This is a genomic window from Mycobacterium sp. 852002-51163_SCH5372311 (genome assembly GCF_001667115.1).
Classification (GTDB): Bacteria; Actinomycetota; Actinomycetes; order Mycobacteriales; family Mycobacteriaceae; genus Mycobacterium.
This window is the reverse complement of record NZ_LZIJ01000183.1, coordinates 12,597-30,406: the sequence shown is the minus strand read 5'-3', so window position 1 is coordinate 30,406 and position 17,810 is coordinate 12,597. Positions and strand designations below refer to the sequence as shown.

At 67.4% G+C, this 17,810-nt stretch carries 19 protein-coding genes; 6 read left to right on the top strand and 13 right to left on the bottom strand.

Annotated elements, in window-relative coordinates:
• Positions 1-28: 28 nt before the first annotated feature.
• Positions 29-1,648 carry a chaperonin GroEL gene (groL, locus tag A5791_RS21420; RefSeq protein ID WP_067241122.1) on the bottom strand — a complete coding sequence of 540 codons (1,620 nt, stop codon included), beginning with the start codon at positions 1,646-1,648 and terminating at the stop codon, positions 29-31.
• A 187-nt stretch (positions 1,649-1,835) separates the two neighbouring features.
• Entirely contained in the window at positions 1,836-2,138 is a 303-nt protein-coding gene (gene groES / locus A5791_RS21415; protein WP_065156784.1) for a co-chaperone GroES, read from the bottom strand.
• 276 nt (positions 2,139-2,414) lie between these two features.
• Here groES and A5791_RS21410 point away from each other — a divergent pair, with 276 nt between their 5' ends.
• Positions 2,415-3,059: a C39 family peptidase gene (locus tag A5791_RS21410; RefSeq protein ID WP_067241119.1), complete on the top strand. Its 645-nt coding sequence runs from the start codon at positions 2,415-2,417 to the stop codon at positions 3,057-3,059.
• A gap of 15 nt (positions 3,060-3,074) precedes the next feature.
• On the opposite strand, the gene tsaD is transcribed toward A5791_RS21410, so the two are convergent.
• The 11 genes from tsaD to glmS form a co-directional block, all read right to left on the bottom strand.
• Positions 3,075-4,127 carry a tRNA (adenosine(37)-N6)-threonylcarbamoyltransferase complex transferase subunit TsaD gene (gene tsaD / locus A5791_RS21405; RefSeq protein WP_067241117.1) on the bottom strand — a complete coding sequence of 351 codons (1,053 nt, stop codon included), beginning with the start codon at positions 4,125-4,127 and terminating at the stop codon, positions 3,075-3,077.
• Complete coding sequence (rimI, locus tag A5791_RS21400; RefSeq protein ID WP_067241115.1) at positions 4,124-4,594, bottom strand: ribosomal protein S18-alanine N-acetyltransferase; 471 nt, start codon at positions 4,592-4,594, stop codon at positions 4,124-4,126. The genes tsaD and rimI overlap by 4 nt, the downstream gene beginning before the upstream one ends.
• Complete coding sequence (gene tsaB / locus A5791_RS21395) at positions 4,591-5,220, bottom strand: tRNA (adenosine(37)-N6)-threonylcarbamoyltransferase complex dimerization subunit type 1 TsaB (RefSeq protein WP_231995978.1); 630 nt, start codon at positions 5,218-5,220, stop codon at positions 4,591-4,593. The genes rimI and tsaB overlap by 4 nt, the downstream gene beginning before the upstream one ends.
• Positions 5,221-5,297: 77 nt before the next feature.
• On the bottom strand, positions 5,298-5,762 hold the full coding sequence (gene tsaE / locus A5791_RS21390; protein ID WP_067241112.1) for a tRNA (adenosine(37)-N6)-threonylcarbamoyltransferase complex ATPase subunit type 1 TsaE: 465 nt from the start codon (positions 5,760-5,762) through the stop codon (positions 5,298-5,300).
• The gene (locus tag A5791_RS21385) at positions 5,755-6,807 is read right to left on the bottom strand and encodes an alpha/beta fold hydrolase (protein ID WP_369828117.1); all 1,053 of its coding nucleotides are present in this window, start codon (positions 6,805-6,807) and stop codon (positions 5,755-5,757) included. Before A5791_RS21385 ends, tsaE begins: the two co-directional genes overlap by 8 nt.
• A 50-nt stretch (positions 6,808-6,857) precedes the next feature.
• On the bottom strand, positions 6,858-8,018 hold the full coding sequence (gene alr, locus A5791_RS21380; RefSeq protein WP_067241107.1) for an alanine racemase: 1,161 nt from the start codon (positions 8,016-8,018) through the stop codon (positions 6,858-6,860).
• A gap of 105 nt (positions 8,019-8,123) precedes the next feature.
• The gene (locus tag A5791_RS21375) at positions 8,124-9,488 is read right to left on the bottom strand and encodes a glutamate decarboxylase (RefSeq protein ID WP_067241105.1); all 1,365 of its coding nucleotides are present in this window, start codon (positions 9,486-9,488) and stop codon (positions 8,124-8,126) included.
• Between the two features lie 43 nt (positions 9,489-9,531).
• Positions 9,532-10,962, bottom strand: coding sequence for a bifunctional ADP-dependent NAD(P)H-hydrate dehydratase/NAD(P)H-hydrate epimerase (locus A5791_RS21370; RefSeq protein ID WP_067241103.1), 1,431 nt, complete (start codon positions 10,960-10,962; stop codon positions 9,532-9,534).
• A 34-nt stretch (positions 10,963-10,996) separates the two neighbouring features.
• On the bottom strand, positions 10,997-11,692 hold the full coding sequence (locus A5791_RS21365; protein WP_369828116.1) for a rhomboid-like protein: 696 nt from the start codon (positions 11,690-11,692) through the stop codon (positions 10,997-10,999).
• Between the two features lie 53 nt (positions 11,693-11,745).
• On the bottom strand, positions 11,746-12,636 hold the full coding sequence (locus A5791_RS21360; RefSeq protein ID WP_067241266.1) for a DUF4436 domain-containing protein: 891 nt from the start codon (positions 12,634-12,636) through the stop codon (positions 11,746-11,748).
• 84 nt (positions 12,637-12,720) lie between these two features.
• The gene (glmS, locus tag A5791_RS21355; RefSeq protein ID WP_067241098.1) at positions 12,721-14,592 is read right to left on the bottom strand and encodes a glutamine--fructose-6-phosphate transaminase (isomerizing); all 1,872 of its coding nucleotides are present in this window, start codon (positions 14,590-14,592) and stop codon (positions 12,721-12,723) included.
• A 355-nt stretch (positions 14,593-14,947) separates the two neighbouring features.
• On the opposite strand from glmS, the gene A5791_RS21350 reads away from it, so the two are divergent.
• From A5791_RS21350 to A5791_RS21330, 5 genes are all read left to right on the top strand, one after another.
• Positions 14,948-15,136 (top strand): hypothetical protein, encoded by a 189-nt coding sequence (locus tag A5791_RS21350; protein ID WP_067241097.1) that lies wholly within the window; start codon positions 14,948-14,950, stop codon positions 15,134-15,136.
• Positions 15,133-15,336, top strand: coding sequence for an Rv1535 family protein (locus A5791_RS27365; RefSeq protein WP_067241096.1), 204 nt, complete (start codon positions 15,133-15,135; stop codon positions 15,334-15,336). The genes A5791_RS21350 and A5791_RS27365 overlap by 4 nt, the downstream gene beginning before the upstream one ends.
• Positions 15,337-15,493: 157 nt before the next feature.
• Positions 15,494-15,868 (top strand): DUF2510 domain-containing protein, encoded by a 375-nt coding sequence (locus tag A5791_RS21340; protein ID WP_231995977.1) that lies wholly within the window; start codon positions 15,494-15,496, stop codon positions 15,866-15,868.
• A gap of 9 nt (positions 15,869-15,877) precedes the next feature.
• A complete protein-coding gene (locus tag A5791_RS21335; RefSeq protein ID WP_067241092.1) occupies positions 15,878-16,717 on the top strand; it encodes a dienelactone hydrolase family protein in 840 nt (279 codons plus the stop codon).
• 46 nt (positions 16,718-16,763) lie between these two features.
• Positions 16,764-17,807: an LLM class F420-dependent oxidoreductase gene (locus A5791_RS21330; protein ID WP_067241089.1), complete on the top strand. Its 1,044-nt coding sequence runs from the start codon at positions 16,764-16,766 to the stop codon at positions 17,805-17,807.
• The last annotated feature ends 3 nt before the right edge of the window (positions 17,808-17,810 follow it).

The window sequence follows — 17,810 nt, the reverse complement described above, 5'->3', positions numbered from 1 at the left end:
CATGGACGGGGTGTTTTCGGTACTACTTCTAGTGAGCGTGGCCGTGATGGCCGTGCCCGTGATCCTCTTCCTCGGCCGGCTTGTCGACGACGGCCGTCTCGGTGGTGAGCACCATCCGCGCCACCGAGGCCGCGTTGAGCACCGCCGACCTGGTGACCTTGACCGGGTCGATCACGCCGTCCGAGGCCAAGTCGCCGTAGCTCAGCGTGTCAGCGTTCAGGCCCTGCCCGGCAGGCAGCTCGCTGACCTTGTTGACCGCAACCGCGCCGTCCAGCCCCGCATTGGAAGCGATCCAGTACAGCGGCGCGCTCAGTGCGTCGGAGAACACGTCGACGCCAAGGGCCTCGTCACCGGACAGTGAGGCACGCAGTTCCTGCAGTCCCTTGCCGGCCTGGATGAGCGCCGATCCCCCGCCGGTGACGATGCCCTCCTCGACGGCGGCCTTGGCTGCCGCGACGGCATCCTCGACGCTTTCCTTGCGCTCTTTGAGCGCGGTCTCGGTAGCGGCACCCACTTTGATGACGGCCACCCCGCCGGCCAGCTTGGCCAGCCGCTCGGTGAGCTTCTCGCGATCCCACTCCGAGTCACTGGCCTCGATCTCGGCCCGCAACTGCTTGATGCGGTTGGCCACCGCGTCCGCCGAACCGCCCCCGTCGACGATGATGGTGTCGTCCTTGGTGACCACCACGCGCCGCGCCGAACCCAGCACCTCCAGGCCGACCTCTCGCAGCAGCAGGCCGGTGTCGGGATTGACCACCTCGCCGCCGGTCACCACCGCAAGGTCCTGCATGAACGCCTTGCGCCGGTCGCCGAAGTAAGGGGACTTGACCGCAACGGCTTTCAGCGTCTTGCGGATCGAGTTGACCACCAAGGTCGCCAGCGCCTCGCCCTCCACGTCCTCGGCGATGATCAGCAGCGGCTTGCCCGACTCCGCGATCTTCTCCAGCAGCGGCAGCAGGTCGGGTAGCGAGCTGATCTTGTCCTGGTGCAACAGGATCAGCGGGTCGTCGAGCACGGCCTCCTGGGCGTCGAAGTCGGTCACGAAGTACGCCGACAGGAACCCTTTGTCGAAGCCGACGCCTTCGGTGAACTCCAACTCGGTGCCCAGCGTCGATGATTCCTCGACGCTGACGACGCCGTCGTGGCCGACCTTGCTCATCGCCTCACCGACCAGCTCACCGATCTGGGGGTCGCGCGACGAGACCGTCGCCACCTGGGCGATCGCGTTCTTGTCGGAGACCGGAGTGGCCGACGAGAGCAGCGCCTCGGACACCGCGTCGGCGGCCTTGCCGATGCCCGACCCGAGGGCGATGGGGTTCGCGCCGGCCGCTACCAGGCGCAGGCCGGCCTTCACCAGCGCCTGCGCCAGCACGGTCGCGGTGGTGGTGCCGTCGCCGGCAACGTCGTTGGTTTTGGTGGCCACCGACTTCACCAGCTGGGCGCCCAGGTTCTCGAACGGGTCTTCCAGGTCGATCTCACGCGCGACGGTGACGCCGTCATTGGTCACCGTGGGGCCACCGAATGACTTGGCCAGCACCACATGCCGGCCGCGTGGGCCCAGCGTCACCCGGACCGCGTCGGCGAGCTTGTCCACGCCGGCCTCCATGGCGCGACGCGCGGTTTCGTCGAACTCAATGATCTTGCTCATAACGCTCCCTGGTTATTGGTGGCGACCCGCTTCGCCCGGCTCCCGCCGCGCTTGCGATCGCCACTGTCACTTCGGTGGCGACCCGCTTCGCCCGGCTCCCGCCGCGCTTGCGATCGCCACGAACGCATGCCGCCCCGGAAATCGCCCGCGGTGCAACGCGGGGATCGCCGGGGCGGAACACGGTGTCTTACTTGTTGACGACAGCCAGCACGTCGCGTGCCGACAGGATCAGGTACTCCTCACCGCCGTACTTGATCTCGGTACCGCCGTACTTGCTGTAGATGACGGTGTCGCCCTCGGCGACGTCCAGCGGGATCCGCTTCTCGCCGTCCTCGTCCCACCGGCCGGGGCCGACTGCGACGACGGTGCCCTCCTGGGGCTTCTCCTTGGCGGTGTCAGGAATGACCAGACCGGACGCGGTCGTGGTCTCGGCCTCGTTGGCCTGTACGAGAATCTTGTCCTCGAGTGGCTTGATGTTCACCTTCGCCACGATTGGAGCCCTCCACTAGTTCGTTCGGGTTCGGGGCATCCACCCCGACCAGAGTTGGCGGTCGGTCGGGGGCTTGCCCCCGAACCGTCCGAATTACCAGGTGATTCGGCATCCGTCCGGGTCCAAGCGCCGTCGTCGCGGGTGCCGGCGCAGGGCTCGTCCGATTGCCACCTAGCACTCTATACACGAGAGTGCTAGCACTCAAGGCCGGCCCGGTGCTTCCTGGTCGAGGTGCTCTTTCAGCAATCCGTCAGGGGCGAGGCGAATAATGCGCGCATGTTCACGGGCATCCTCCATCCGAACCGCATCCTCGCCCTGGCCACGGTCATTATCGCCGCTACCATCGGATTGGCCGGCCTCGCGTGTGCCGACCCCAACGGCCAGATGTATGGCGACCCCGGAGCTGCCGCCCCCTACTGGCGGTATCAGCACCAGCAAGATTGCGGCCTGATGGCCGTCGCCGACGTCGTCGGCCAGCTCACCGGAAGGGAACCCTCCCAGATCGGCATCGAGCTACGCGGCGTGTTCACTAAAAGCGAAGTGCACCACGGCAGCATCTACCGCTTCGACGGCACCTCGCCCCAAGATCTGGTCGTGCTGCTCGGCAAATACGGCATCCAATCCGACCTCACGACCGGCAACACCGTGGAGGGGTTGGAGCAGGACCTGGCCACCGGCCACAAGGTGATCGCCGCGGTCAATGCCGAAACCATCTGGAACTACCCGGCGGGCAAGGGGCAGCGGACCGAGGTCGACCACGCCGTGGTCGTCACCGGAGTCGACACCCGCAGCGACATCGTCCATCTCAACGACAGTGGCACCCCCACCGGCCGCGACGAGCAGATCCCGATGGCCACCTTCACCCAAGCCTGGTCGACCGGCAACAACCTGCTCATCGTCACCCGGCAAACCGGCCGCTGACCCACTCACCGACCGTCAGGGCAGCTGCCCTTTGACGACCGTCAGGCCGGGGTCGCTGGGCACGTCCAGCGGCGACGGTTGCGCCCCCGCGGCGACGAGGTGCGCGGCGAACGACGCGATCATCGCGCCGTTGTCTGTGCACAGCCGCGGCCTCGGTATCCGCAGCGTCAACCCGGCTGCGGCACAACGCTCTTCGGCCAGCTCGCGCAGCCGGGAATTCGCGGCTACGCCCCCTGCGATCAGCAGGGTCGACACACCCAGCTCCGTGGCGGCACGCACGGCCTTCTTGGTCAGCACATCGGCGACGGCCTCCTGGAAGCCGGCCGCAACATCGGCGGTCCGGAAGTCGGGGTGACTCTCCACATAGCGGGCCACCGCGGTCTTGAGTCCGGAGAAGCTGAACGCATACCGGTCGTCGGCCGGGCCGGTCATGCCGCGCGGGAAGACGGGGATCTCTGCGGCCTCCCGGCCGCAGGTGCGGGCCAGATCGTCGAGCACCTTGCCGCCCGGATAGCCCAGCCCCAGCAGCCGCGCCACCTTGTCGTACGCCTCGCCGGCGGCGTCGTCGACGGTGCTGCCCAGCTCGACGATCGGCTCGCCGAGCGACCGCACATGCAAGAGGTGGGTATGACCTCCGGACACCAGCAACGCCACGCATTCGGGCAGCGGCCCGTGTTCGTAGACGTCGGCGGCCAGGTGCCCGCCCAAGTGGTTCACCGCGTAAAACGGCACACCCCAGGCGGCCGAATACGCTTTGGCCGCAGCAACTCCCACCAGCAAGGCGCCGGCCAGCCCGGGCCCGACGGTGGCTGCGACGATATCGGGCCGGCTCAAACCCGCCGTGTGCAGCGCGCGCCGCATCGCGGGACCGAGGGCTTCCAGGTGCGCCCGGGAGGCGATCTCGGGTACCACGCCACCGAACCGGACATGCTCGTCGACGCTGGAAGCCACCTCGTCGGCCAACAGCGTCACGGTGCCGTCGGAGTCGAGCCGCGCGATGCCCACACCGGTTTCGTCGCACGAGGTCTCGATGGCCAGGATGGTCCTCCCGTTCGCGCTATCCGTCACCGCGCTTCCCTCCGCATTGTGTAAGCGTCGGCGCCGCTGACGCGGTAGTAGCGCCGGCGCAAGCCGACCTGGTCGAACCCAACGCTGCGATACAGGGCGATGGCCGCCTCGTTGTCGGTGCGGACTTCCAGGTAGACCACCCCGCCGCAGGCGAATTCCAGCAGTTCGTTGAGGAGTCGGCGGCCGATGCCCTGTCCCTGGTAGGTCGGATCCACACCGATGGTGTGCACTTCGTACTCGAAGGGCGGCTTGCGGCCCAACCGCGAGATGCCGGCGTAACCAACCAGGGTGCCTTCGGCGGTGCGTGCGCACACATAGTGATTGTGGGTGCTGGCCAGTTCGCGGTTGAACGCCACCGCCGGCCACGGGTCGTCGCCGTCGAACAACTGGGCTTCCAACTCAGCGCAGCGCTCGGCGTCGGCGGGCGTGAGCGCACCGATGGTCACGGGCTCGATATGGGCTGTCACGGTCGAGCCGCCAAAGGCTTGGCGTCCGGCCGACGCAGGTACAACGGCACTAGCGGCGCCGGCTCGGCGTACCAGTCCGTAACCGCGGCCACCAAACCCGCAGGCGTCGGCGAGGCCGGCCCCGATACCGGCAGACCGAACAGCGCTGCGTGCTCGGGCGAGCCGGCAACCGCGCGCGCGGGGCCCGGATCGACGTCGGCGGGGGCGTCGACGGCGGGCCCGTGAGTCCGGATCCCGTCGCGGTAGCGCGCCCAATACACCTCGCGCCGTCGGGCATCGGTGACCACCAGCGTGTCGCCGGTGGTGTGCACGCCGATGGCGTCCAGGCTGCACACTCCGTGGACCGTGATGCCCAGCGCATGGCCGTACGCGGCCGCCGTGGCCATGCCGGCCCGCAAACCGGTGAACGGGCCAGGACCGCAGCCCACGACCACCGCGTCGAGATCCGCCATCGTCAGCGCGGCATCGGCGAGGGCGGCCAGCACGTTCGGCGTCAGCCGCTCGGCATGCGCCCGCGCATCGACGGTCACCCGCTCAGCCAGCACAGCAGCGTCCTCGAGCCTGACGATGCCCGCCGTCACCGCCGCCGTGGCGGTGTCGAGGGCCAAGACTGTGCTTATGCGCACCGCTCTCCCCCTCGCCGCTTCGCGGCTGGGAGGTGCCCCCACCTCATCGCTGCGCTCTGCATCGTCGCCGGTGCGGGTCACGAGCGGCTCCATTCCCAGGTCGCGATCCGAACGTCGGAATGGCTGACGCGTTCCAGGCGGATGTCGAGGTGCCGATCGGACAACCGCTCCGCGAGGCCCTCGCCCCACTCCACGACGACGACCGCATCGTCGAGTTCGGCGTCGAGGTCCAGCGAGTCGAGCTCGGCCAGCAGATCGGCGCCGCGATGATCCAACAGCCGATAGACGTCGACGTGGATCATCGCCGGACCGTCCGGCCGCCGCGCCGGGTGTACGCGGGCCAGCACGAACGTCGGCGAGGTGACCGGGCCGTCGACATCCATGGCTGCGGCAATACCCTTGGCCAACACCGTTTTTCCGGCACCCAACGGCCCCGAGAGCACCACGACGTCACCCGCGCGCAGCTGCTCGCCCAGCCGGGCCCCCAGTGCCACGGTGTCCTCCACGTGCTCCAAAGTCGCCGTGCCCGATCCGTCACGCACGGCGCCGCAACCTTTCCCGGAATCTGCGGTACCGCAGCGCCATCTTGCCGGGCGTGACCCGATCGACCAGCCGGATGAGTCCGTCGTTGATCGGATCGGGCTTCTCCAGCAACGCCAAATGGCTGGCCCCGGTGACGATGACAAGTTCGGACTGCGGCATGCAGCCGGCGATCTTGCGGGAGTATTCGTCCGGGGTGAGCAGGTCGTGGTCGCCGCACGCGACCAGGGTCGGGATTTTCAGCAGCGTCCACAGCCCAGCGGTTTCGTCGTGAACCTCCAGCGCGTGCAGGAACCCGACCAGGGTGGCGATCGGGGTGCCGTTCATCATCCGCTGAGAGAACTCATCCAGGCTGCGACTGACGCGCAGGTCGCTGTACGACGCGGCGCGCAGGATCGGGCCGATCAGCGACCGCGAGGCGGTGCGCCCGCGGTGCATCAACTTCGGTGCGGACCGAGCCGTGAACCGCACCGCTTCCAGCGCAGGGTTTTTCAAGAACTCGCCCAACGGAGATCTGGAAACTCCTTCGGCGGCAGACGAAATCAACGCAGTGCCGACGACCCGGCGGCCATAGTGCTCGGGATACTGCCGGGCATGCGACAGCACCGTCATGCCGCCCATCGAATGACCGACCAACACGATCGGCCCGCGGGGAACCACCGCCTGCAGCACGGTTTCCAAGTCCTGACCGAGTTGGGTCAGGGTGTAGGTGCCGGGGTCGGCCTCGCCGGACAGCCCGTGCCCGCGATGGTCATAGAAAACCATCCGCACGCTTGGGCCCCACCGCTGCCCGAGCCGCGTCCGCTGAAAGTGGAAAGCGCCCATGCGCAGACAGAATCCGTGCACGAAGACCACCGTCAGCGGGGCGTCCACCGGACCGGCTTCGCGCACGGCCAGGCGCACCCCGTCGGGCGTCGTCACTACCCGGGCACGGTCGCTGTCGAACCGGTCGAAATCCTCGTCGGCCCAGGGGTCTTCGCGGTCGGCAGCCCGTTCGGCCAGCGAGCGCCGCGCTGAAGCCCCCAGGATCGTGGCGACCGCGGTCAGCCCGGCACCTCCCGCAAGCCAGGCGCTGCGCTTGCGAGTTTGCTCATCGCTCAACGTTTCTCGGCCTCGCGGTAGGTTCTGGTGATACGCCCGCGCGGGCTGGTGACCACTTCGTAATGGATGGTGTCGAGCAGATCCGCCCAGTCCTGCGCGGTGGGTTCGCCTGAGCCGCCGGGCCCGAACAGGACGGCTTCGTCGCCCTCGGCGACATCCACTCGGCCGGGGCCCAGGTCTACGACGAACTGGTCCATGCAAATCCGCCCGACGCCGGGGTACCGCCTGCCGTTGATCTGTACCTCCAGACGCCCGCCCAACGATCGGAAGACGCCGTCGGCGTAGCCGACAGGCAGCAGCGCCAAAGTGGTATCACGCTTCGCGACCCACGTGTGCGCATACGACACGCCTTCACCGGCGCGGATCGGCTTCACCAGCGACACAGCGCATTTCACCGTCATCGCCGGAATAAGCCCCATATCGCCGAGGTGCGGCACCGGGCTCAGGCCGTACACCGCGATGCCCGGTCGCACCAGATCGAAGGCCAGGTCGGGTCGCGACAGGGTGGCCGACGAGTTCGACAGATGCGCCACCTCGAACCGCACGCCAACGTCGCGGGCATGCTCCAACATGTTGGTAAACCGTTGAGCCTGAACGTCATTGATGGGGTTGTCGGGCTGGTCGGCGTAGACCATGTGCGACATCAGCCCGCGCATCCGGACGGCCTCCTCGGCGACGGCCTGACGCAACGCGGTCAGCACCGCCGGGAATTGCGCCGCAGCCACACCGTTTCGGTTCAGCCCGGTGTCCACCTTCACCGTCACCGTCGCCGTCCGGCCGGTCCGGCGAACCGCGTCCAGCAGCTCGTCGACCTGGCGTACCGACGACACGGCGATCTCGACGTTGCCCATCAGCGCGGGCCCGAAGTCCATGCCCGGTGGATGCAGCCAGGCCAGCACCGGCGCGGTGATGCCGTCGGCACGCAGCGCCAGTGCCTCTTCGACGGTGGCGACACCGAGCTCGGCCGCACCGGCAGCCAGCGCGGCGTGGGCGACGCGGACCGCACCGTGGCCATAGCCGTCGGCCTTGACGACGGCCATGACCTGCGCCGCGCCGGCGTGCTCGCGCAACACCCGCACGTTGTGCTCGATGGCACCCAGGTCGACGACAGCCTCAGCCAGCAGGCCCGGCGTCAGGGAGATCGGCGTAACGGCCACGGCCGCTATTGTCCCAGAACCGCACAGTGGCCGCGAAAGTGCAGCTATCGGCGCCGCTACCCGTCGAATGCGTTGCCAGTGGCACTTTCGCGGTTAAATACCGGCCTAGTGCGCGAAGTGCTGCGCGTCGTAGTGCCCGCCCGGCCTGATCTTGTCCAGCGAGGCCAGGGCCTTGGCGGCGTCGTCGTGCAGCGCGCGGGCCAGGTCGGCAGAGAGTCCCTCGCGCACCACGATGCGCAACACAGATACGTCGGTGGCGTTGTCGGGCATGGTGTAGGCGGGCACCTGCCATCCGTAAGTCCGCAGCTCGTGGGAGACATCGAATTCGGTGTAGCCGCGGTCCTTGGCCAGCCGGAAGGCGACCACCGGGATCGCCGAACCGTCGGATATCAGCTCGCAGTGTTCCCCGCTGCGCAGTTGCTCGCCCAGCCAGCGCGCCGTCGACGACAGGGCCTGCATCACCTTGGTGTAGCCGTCGCGGCCCAGCCGCAGGAAGTTGTAGTACTGGCCGACGACCTGATTGCCGGGACGGGAGAAGTTCAGCGTGAACGTCGGCATGTCGCCGCCCAGATAGTTGACGCGGAAGACCAGATCCTCGGGCAGGTACTCCGCACTGCGCCACACCACGAACCCGACGCCGGGGTAGGTCAGCCCGTACTTGTGTCCGCTGACGTTGATCGACACCACCCGGGGCAGCCGGAAATCCCACTCCAGGTCCGGGTGCAGGAACGGCACCACGAAACCGCCGCTTGCGGCGTCGACATGCACGGGAACGTCCACACCGCCGCCAGCGGCCAGCTTGTCCAGCGCCGCGCAGATCCGCGCGACGGGCTCGAGTTCACCGGTATAGGTGGTGCCCAGGATCGCGACCACGCCGATGGTGTTCTCGTCCACGGCATCCACGACCTGTTCGGGGGTGATGACGTAACGCCCCTCCTCCATCGGCAGATATCGCGGTTCGACGTCGAAATAGCGGCAGAACTTCTCCCAAACCACCTGCACGTTGGAGCCCATCACCAGGTTGGGCGTGCGGCCCTTCCAGTCTTTGCCGACCTTCGCTCGCCAGCGCCATTTCATCGCCAGCCCGCCCAGCATCACCGCCTCGCTGGAGCCGATGGTGGACACCCCGCACGCGCCGGACGGGTCCTGGTCGCTGAGGTTCTCGGCGTGGAACAGGTCGGCAACCATGCACACGCAGCGCTGCTCGATGGCTGCGGTCGCTGGGTATTCGTCCTTGTCGATCATGTTCTTGTCAAAGGTCTCGGCCATCAGTTTCCCGGCCTCCGGGTCCATCCAGGTGGTGACGAAGGTGGCCAGGTTCAGCCGCGAACTGCCGTCCAGCATCAGCTCGTCATGGATGAAGCGGTACGCCGCCTCCGGATCCATCGACTCGTCGGGCATCCGCAGTGCCGGTACCGGCGCGGTGAACAGGCGACCGGTGTAGGCGGGGGCGATCGAATGCAAGGCCATCAACTGGCGACTGTGGGACACGGGGGAATCCTTTCGGTGCTGTTTATAAGGAGGCCAGGGCGGCGCGGATGTGGTGCAGAATTCGCGACGCCGACGTCGGCGCGTCGCCGGGTCCAGGGTCGGCCGCCGAGGCCGCCGCGGCGCGGGCGTGCACGAAGGCGGCGGCAGCGGCCGCCTCACCGGCCGGCAGACCGGAGGCCAAAAGGGCGCCGATCATCCCGGACAGCACGTCGCCGGACCCGGCGGTGGCCGCCCAGGACTGACCGGCCGGGTTCAGGTAGACCGGCCCGCCCGGATCGGCGATGACAGTGACGTTGCCTTTGAGCAACACCGTGGCCCCGAACGCGTCGGCCAGCTTGCGGCACGCGCCGACGCGGTCCTCCCCCGGCGGTGCGCCGGCCAGCCGGGCGAACTCGCCGGCGTGCGGGGTCAGCACCGTCGGCGCGTTCCGGTTGACCACCAAATCGGGGTGGGCGGCCAGGATGGTGAGCCCGTCGGCGTCGACGATCACGGGCAGGTCGGTCTCGAGCGCGAACCACAGCGCGGCGGCGCCGGCGGCTTCGGCGTCCGAGGTGCCCAGCCCCGGTCCGACGACCCAGGCCTGCACCCGCCCTGCCGCCGCCGGGGTGGGCGATGCGATGACCTCGGGCCACTGCGCAAGGACCTCGCGGTGTGCGCTTCCCGCGTAGCGGACCATGCCGGAGGTGGCTGCGACCGCAGCACCGGTACACAGCACGGCAGCACCCGGATACGTCGACGATCCGGCCATCACCCCGGTGACGCCCTGCGTGTACTTGTCGTCGCGGGGACCGGGCACGGGCCACCGGGCGAGCACGTCGGCCGCCTCGAAACCCAGCATGCCCGTCGGCGGCAGGTCCAGCCCGATGTCGATCAGCGTGACGCGGCCGCACTCGGCGAGCGCGTGTACGGGTTTGAGCCCGCCGAAGGTCACCGTCAGCGCGGCGTGCACCGCGGGACCGGTGACGGCCCCGGTCGCGACGTCGATTCCGCTCGGGATGTCGACGGCCACCACCGGGATCCCGTCGGCAGCGACACCCTCGAACACCTCGGCCGCGTCCGGCCTCAGCGGACCGGAGCCGGATATGCCCACCACCCCGTCGATGACGAGATCGGTTGTCGCCGAGACACTTTTCACGACGCGACCGCCGGCTTTGGTGAACGCCGCCAGCGCCTTGCGGTGCGTGCGGTCGGGCTTGAGCAGCACCGCGTCGGCGGCCGCCCCCCGACGACGCAGAAAGGTCGCCGCCCACAGCGCATCACCGCCGTTGTCGCCCGAGCCCACCACCGCGCACAGCCGGCGCCCGGTGACCCCGCCGGTGCGGGCGGTCAGCTCGCGGATGATCTCGGCGGCCAGCCCGTAGGCCGCGCGCCTCATCAGCGCCCCGTCGGGCAGGCTGGCCAGCAGCGGCGCTTCGGCCTCGCGGATTTGGTCTGCTGAGTAGTAATGCCGCATCTGATTCAGGATTCCATGCTCGCGTCCAAGCCGGTCATGCTGACTGCTTGCGTGTACCGGATCGCCGGGACCGCAGCAGGCTTGCCGGATTCCATGGCAGGCTCTTGCGTTCCTTGGTCATTGGATAAAACGCGAGGCCGACGAGGATCGCAGCGAAGTGACCGATCGCGGTGAAGTTCAACTCGATCCGGTCCATGGTGAGCAGCGGAAAGCCGTAGATGAGCAGCAGCACCCCCAAATAGCCCCAGCGCCACGGTCGCGCGATGTGGTAGGTCAGTACGGCCACGATGCCTACCAGGAAGTAGCTCACCCCGACATCCGTGGCGTGCACAAACCTTTCCGCCGCGTCACGTCGCTCGATGGCAAAGTAAAGAGCGCCTTCGCTGACATACGTGGCCAGAATGTGGGAGCCCAATCCCACAGCGAGCCAACGCAGCTGCCCCAACCAGTGTTCGGCCGGCGCCAGAAACAGGGTGAACAGCAACAAGTACGGTTCCAGGCTCTTCCCGTCGATCCACAGCAGACTGCCGAACAGCACCTTGAGCGGATCGGTCGCCAGTTCGTGAAGGTTGGTGGAACGGTGCAACAGCCAGAAGTACACCTGCTTGCCGGCGAACAGGTTCTGCATGATCGTGGTGATCACCAGGCACAACAGCCAGGTGTACGTCAACGGGGCGGTGCTGACGAACTGCCACACCGCAAGGCCCACGCTGCGAAGTCGTGCCGTCACCGGTTCCGCCACAACGTCAACCTTTGCAAACCTATGCATGCTTTTGGCGCGGTTCAGCTGTCTGACGGCGCCGCGACCGGTTCTTCCGGCTCCTCGACGTGCGGTTTCAAATGCCGCCACCAGCAGGCGACGTAGAGCAGCATCGAGACCACCAACACCACCAGCACCCAGACGACGAGGGTGATGTCGACCCAGCCGCCGAACGGCGGCGAGCCGGGAAGTGCGTTTCGCAGCGGTACCACCGCAAACAGCATCGCCGCGTACCACGTCGTCATCGGCGGCTGAAACGGTCGCCGGTCACGCAGCGTCTGAATCGCGACGAACAGGCCCAGGCCGGCGATGGCGACCAGCACGGCGAGGATGACCAGTCCGAACGCCGCTGCGCTGAGCGAGCGCTGCAAGGTCACGCGATAGGGGCCGACCCCGCTGTCCTCACTGACGAAGACGTTCCAACCGGGCAGTTGGGCGACGAACGTCACCGGGACGCGCTCGACGACGGCGTCGCCGGCGCCGTGATGCAGTTCGACCTCGATCGGCCCGGAACGGTAGCGATCGAAGGGCCAGTCCTCGATCTCGCCTGCGATGGTGAGCTGAACGGCGATGACACCGGGAAGCATGCCCCTCGTCCAGGTGATGCGGGTGGGCATCGCCGCGGACCTGACTCGGAGGGTGACGTCCTGGTTGAGGTGCTGGGTTTGCGGATCCAACAGTGCGGGGCCGGGCGAGATCGTCAGGTTCGCCGACACGACCCGGTAGTTGGATTGGATGTCTTCCACCGCCAGCCTGGCCGTGGTTCGGTCGCCCGCGGCCGGGGCTTCCGGCGGCTGCCTGAGCGTTCCGCCTTGGGCATACAACACAACCGCCGCGATGTATGCCCCGACGAGGATGACGATCAAGCCCACGACGCCGAATTTCAAACCATACCCCCCGCTACCGCGGCGCATGTTCACCGGCTGAAATGCGTTTCTGCTGACGACATTTAGCACAACGAGGGCATGCCCGTCGGCGATATGGCCAAAGCGGCCAAGCTATTCGACGGTGACCGACTTGGCCAGGTTTCGCGGCTTGTCCACGTCGTAGCCGCGGGCCTGGGCCACCGACGCGGCGAACACCTGCAGCGGGATGGTCGACAGTAGCGGCTGCAGAAGTGTTGACACCGAAGGGATTTCGATCAGGTGATCGGCGTAGGGACGCACGGTGTCGTCGCCCTCCTCGGCGATCACGATGGTTATCGCGCCGCGGCTCTGGATTTCGCGGATGTTGGACAAAAGCTTGGCGTGCAGGGTGGCCGATCCCTTGGGCGAGGGCATCACCACGATTACCGGCAGGTCGTCCTCGATCAGCGCGATCGGGCCGTGCTTGAGCTCGCCGGCGGCGAACCCCTCGGCGTGCATGTAGGCCAATTCCTTGAGTTTCAGCGCGCCTTCGAGCGCCACCGGATAACCGACGTGGCGACCCAGAAACAGCACGGCCGACGACTGGGCGAACCGGTAGGCCAGCTCGGCCACCGGTTGGACGGCCCCGATCACCTGCGCCACCAGGTCGGGCATCGCTTCCAGCTCGCGGTATTCCCGCTCGACCTCGTCGGGGTACTTGGTGCCGCGCGCCTGCGCCAGGGCCAGCCCGAGCAGGTAGTTGGCGGCTATCTGGGCCAGGAAGGTCTTGGTCGACGCCACCCCGATCTCCGGACCGGCGCGGGTGTACAGCACCGCGTCGCACTCGCGCGGGATCTGCGAGCCGTTGGTGTTGCAGATCGCCAGCACCTTGGCTTTCTGCTCCTTGGCGTGCCGAACCGCTTCCAGCGTGTCGGCGGTTTCACCGGACTGCGAAATGGCCACCACCAGCGTGCTACGGTCCAGCACGGGGTCGCGGTAGCGGAATTCGCTGGCCAGCTCCACCTCCACAGGCAGCCGGGTCCAATGCTCGATGGCGTATTTCGCGAGCAGCCCGGAGTGATACGCGGTGCCACAGGCGACGACGAACACTTTGTCGATCTCACGCAGTTCCTGGTCGGACAGCCGCTGTTCGTCGAGCACGATCCGGCCGTTCACGAAATGCCCGAGCAGCGTATCGCCCACCGCGGTGGGCTGCTCAGCGATCTCCTTGAGCATGAAGTACTCGTAGCCGCCCTTTTCGGCGGCGGCCAGGTCCCAGTCGATATGAAACTCGCGGTACTCGACATCGGTGTTGCCGTCGAAGTCGCTGATCCGGTAGCCGTCGGCGGTGATCACCACAGCCTGGTCCTGGCCGAGTTCGACTGCGCGCCGGGTGTGCGGGATGAATGCGGCCACGTCCGAGCCGACGAACATCTCGCCGTCGCCGACGCCCAGGACCAGCGGGGTCGACCGGCGTGCGGCAACGATGGTGCCCGGGTCGTCGGCGTTGGCGAACACCAGGGTGAAGTGGCCCTCCAGCCGGCGCAACACTGCCAGCACCGAGCAGACGAAATCCCCGGCCGTCTCGCCGTGGTGGTACTCGTGGGCCACCAGGTGCACCGCCACCTCGGTGTCGGTGTCGCTGGCGAACTCCACACCGGTGGTCTCCAGCTCGTGGCGCAGCGTCGCGAAGTTCTCGATGATGCCGTTGTGGACCACAGCGATCTTGCCGGCCGCGTCCCGGTGCGGATGAGCGTTGCGGTCGGTCGGGCGGCCGTGGGTGGCCCACCGGGTGTGGCCCAGGCCGGCGGTCGCGGTCAGTGACGCCTTGGACGATTCGGCCATTTCGGTCACTGCCGCCTCGAGATTGGCCAGCCGGCCGGCGCGGCGCCGCACGGTGAGCTTGCCGTCACGGACCAGGGCGATACCCGACGAGTCGTAGCCCCGGTACTCCATCCGGGCCAGTGCGTCCATCACGACCTGGCAGGCAGGACGCTGCCCGACGTAGCCGACGATTCCGCACATAGCAGACCAGGGTAGTGCAGCGCTGGTGTCACTACGGCCTGACAGCGCTGTGGCCGGGCCCGGCGGTGGGCGGCAGGTGATCGGGTACCACCCCTCAGCACAACACGGATATCGACTGCAGCGGCGTCGATGCATTTCAATTCATAGAAGATTCCTATTCGGGAAAAGTGCTTCACCTGATGTATTTCTGACGTTTTCGACGACGTCATTGGTGCGTCGGTGCTGACATTTAAAATCGAGGCGTAGTCATCGCTGGCAACGACTGAGGGGTCAATTGATCCGCGATATGAGAGACGGTCGCGCCGCGGTTGCGACCTATCTACCTGGGGCAGCCGTGCGGGAGCCACTTGATGGCATGCTGCAGGACAGCGCGCCGACGAAGGAAATACACCCCGCCTGGCAAATGTATACAACGGGTGACAAGGCGATGTCCACGGCGAAAATCAGCGATTACCGTGGCCCGATTCGAATATCGGCAATGCCGATCAAGCGCACCGGCGGCGAAATCTGGAAAGACCCGCATGCAATTGAAGGGGAATTATGACTGCTGTCCCGTACGTCGACGAGCCGGCCGTACCGTCAGCGACCAAGCTCACGTTGGCGCCCTCGCCCAGGCGGAGTCCACAACCGCCGATCGGCGCCGGTGACCCGATGGTCGACGCGGCAGCTCGTCTGCTGAGCATCCCGCTGCGCCACATGTACGCGGCGCTCTGGCGCGTCGGAATGATCGAGATCACCGCCTAGCGCGGGACTAGTGGGCCTTCGGGGCTGGGCATTTTTGCTTGGGCGGCCGGTATCGTTTTTAGCTGCCCAACCGCCCGAAAGGCCCGCCTTGTCCTACCCGCAGCACCAGACCGGCCCTGGCCCCGGCTACCAGAATCCGCAGAACGACAGGTACTACATCAGGCTGATCAAGCACACCGGAGCGCTGATCCTGTGGCACCAGCAGAGCTATACGGTCACCGGCACCCTGCAGGAATGCGAAGCCGCATACCGCTCGGCGCAGACTTACAACCTGGCCCTCGGCTGGTGGAGCATGTTCTCCCTGCTGCTGATGAACTGGATCGCGCTGTTTTCCAACATGAGCGCGATCCGGAAGGTGCGCACGATGGCCCGCGGGGGCACGGGCGGCTATGCCCAGCCCGTCGCGCCCCTGCAATCCGGCCCACCCTCAGCGCCGCCTCCGGGCTGGTATCCCAACCCCACCGGACCGGGACAGCGCTACTGGGACGGGGGCGGATGGACCCAGTGGACCAATCCGCCCGGTCACAGCTAACGTCGACGGGTGCCCCGCATCCGCAAGCTCTTCGCCGCCCTGCGTCGCCGCGGCCCGCACCGGGTTCTGCGTGGTGACCTGGCCTTTGCCGGTCTGCCCGGAGTGGTTTACGCCCCGGAAGCCGGGATGAACCTGCCCGCCGTTGCGTTCGGCCACGACTGGCTTACCGGCGCCGCCCGCTATTCCGGCCTGCTGGAGCATCTGGCGTCGTGGGGCATCGTGGCGGCCGCGCCGGAGACTCAGCGGGGCCTGGCGCCCTCGGTGCTCAATCTGGCGTTCGATCTGGGTACAGCGCTGGACATCGCGGCTGGTGTGCGGCTGGGACCCGGCAAGATCAGCGTGCATCCCGCCAAGCTCGGCCTGGCCGGTCATGGCTTCGGCGGCTCGGCGGCTGTGTTCGCCGCCGCCGGCATGCCCAACAAGCTCGCCTCGGTGGTGCCGATATTTCCGACCGTGACCAGTCCGCCGGCGGAGCAGCCGGCGGCGTCGCTGAAGGTTCCGGGCCTGATCTTGACCGCACCGGGCGATCCGAAAACGCTGAACTCAAACGCCCTAGGGCTTTCCCGGGTCTGGGAAACGGCCACGCTGCGCGTCGTCAGCAAAGCCGAATCCGGTGGCCTGCCCGAGGGCAGACGGCTGGCGTCGGTGCTCGGGCTGCCCGGTTCACACCGTGCCACGCAAAGATCGGTGCGGGCGCTGGTGACCGGCTACCTGCTCTACACGCTCGGTGGCGACAAGACCTATCGCGACTTCGCCGATCCCGACGTGCAGCTGCCCAAGACCACCCCGCTCGACCCCGAGGCCGAGCCCGTCGCTCCCGAAGAGAAGATCGTCGCGCTGCTGAAGTGAGCCCAGCGGCGACGTGCCCGCGCGATCGCCGTGGTAAGCATCGTTGATGCGAATCGGAATCGCCCTGGACTACTCCGGTGGCTTTCACGAGGCCGTCGACCGCGTCGTCGAACTCGAGAAGTCCGGTATCGACATGGCCGTGGTGGCAGAGGCGTATTCATACGACGCGATCAGCCAGCTCGGATATCTGGCCGCCAAGACAACCAGCGTCGAATTGGCCTCGGGCGTGCTTCCCATTTACATCCGCACGCCGTCGCTGCTGGCGATGACTGCGGCCGGTTTGGACTACGTGTCCGGTGGTCGGTTCAACCTCGGGATCGGCACATCGGGGCCGCAGGTGATCGAGGGGTTCCACGGCGTGGAGTTCGACGCACCGTTGGGGCGCACTCGCGAAGTCGTGGAGATCTGCCGGCAGGTGTGGCGGCGGGAACGCGTCCAATACGCCGGCAACCATTATCAGGTGCCGCTGCCCGCGGATCGCGGGACGGGTTTGGGCAAGCCGCTTCAGCTCATCAATCACCCTGTGCGCGAACGCATTCCGATATCTATCGCGGCGCTGGGCCCGAAGAACGTCGAGCTCACCGCCGAGATCGCCGAAGGCTGGCAGCCGGCCTTCTTCTATCCGGACAAGGCCCACCTGGTGTGGGGTGAGGCATTGGCCGCGGGCGCCGCCAAGCGGGATCCTGCTCTGGGGCCGCTTGACGTGATGGTGGGGACGTCGCTGGCCATCGGCGACGACGTCGACGATCGGCTGGCCGCGACCAAGCCGACACTGGGGCTCTACATCGGCGGAATGGGCGCCAAGGAGCGCAACTTCTACCACAAGCTCGCGACTCGTTACGGCTTCGGCGAGGTCGCCGACCGGATTCAGGAGTTGTACCTTTCCGGCCGCAAGCGGGAAGCCATCGACGCGGTACCTGACGAGTTGGCACGCGGGATCTCGCTGATCGGTCCGCGCGGCTTCATCGCCGAACGGCTGGCCGCCTTCGCCGAGGCAGGCGTCAGCACGCTCTTGGTGCGGCCGGTGAGCACCGACCCCGCCGAAGCTGTCCGCTACGTCGAGGAGCTGCTGGAGATGCGTCCCGCCTGATCG

Bases quoted from the DNA above. Each gene is read 5' to 3' on its own strand.
- groL (WP_067241122.1), bottom strand. From the start codon at position 1,648: ATGAGCAAGATCATTGAGTTCGACGAAACCGCGCGTCGCGCCATGGAG.
- A5791_RS21410 (WP_067241119.1), top strand. From the start codon at position 2,415: ATGTTCACGGGCATCCTCCATCCGAACCGCATCCTCGCCCTGGCCACG.
- A5791_RS21375 (WP_067241105.1), bottom strand. From the start codon at position 9,488: ATGGCCTTGCATTCGATCGCCCCCGCCTACACCGGTCGCCTGTTCACC.
- A5791_RS21370 (WP_067241103.1), bottom strand. From the start codon at position 10,962: ATGCGGCATTACTACTCAGCAGACCAAATCCGCGAGGCCGAAGCGCCG.
- A5791_RS21360 (WP_067241266.1), bottom strand. From the start codon at position 12,636: ATGCGCCGCGGTAGCGGGGGGTATGGTTTGAAATTCGGCGTCGTGGGC.
- glmS (WP_067241098.1), bottom strand. From the start codon at position 14,592: ATGTGCGGAATCGTCGGCTACGTCGGGCAGCGTCCTGCCTGCCAGGTC.
- A5791_RS21350 (WP_067241097.1), top strand. From the start codon at position 14,948: ATGCTGCAGGACAGCGCGCCGACGAAGGAAATACACCCCGCCTGGCAA.
- A5791_RS27365 (WP_067241096.1), top strand. From the start codon at position 15,133: ATGACTGCTGTCCCGTACGTCGACGAGCCGGCCGTACCGTCAGCGACC.
- A5791_RS21330 (WP_067241089.1), top strand. From the start codon at position 16,764: ATGCGAATCGGAATCGCCCTGGACTACTCCGGTGGCTTTCACGAGGCC.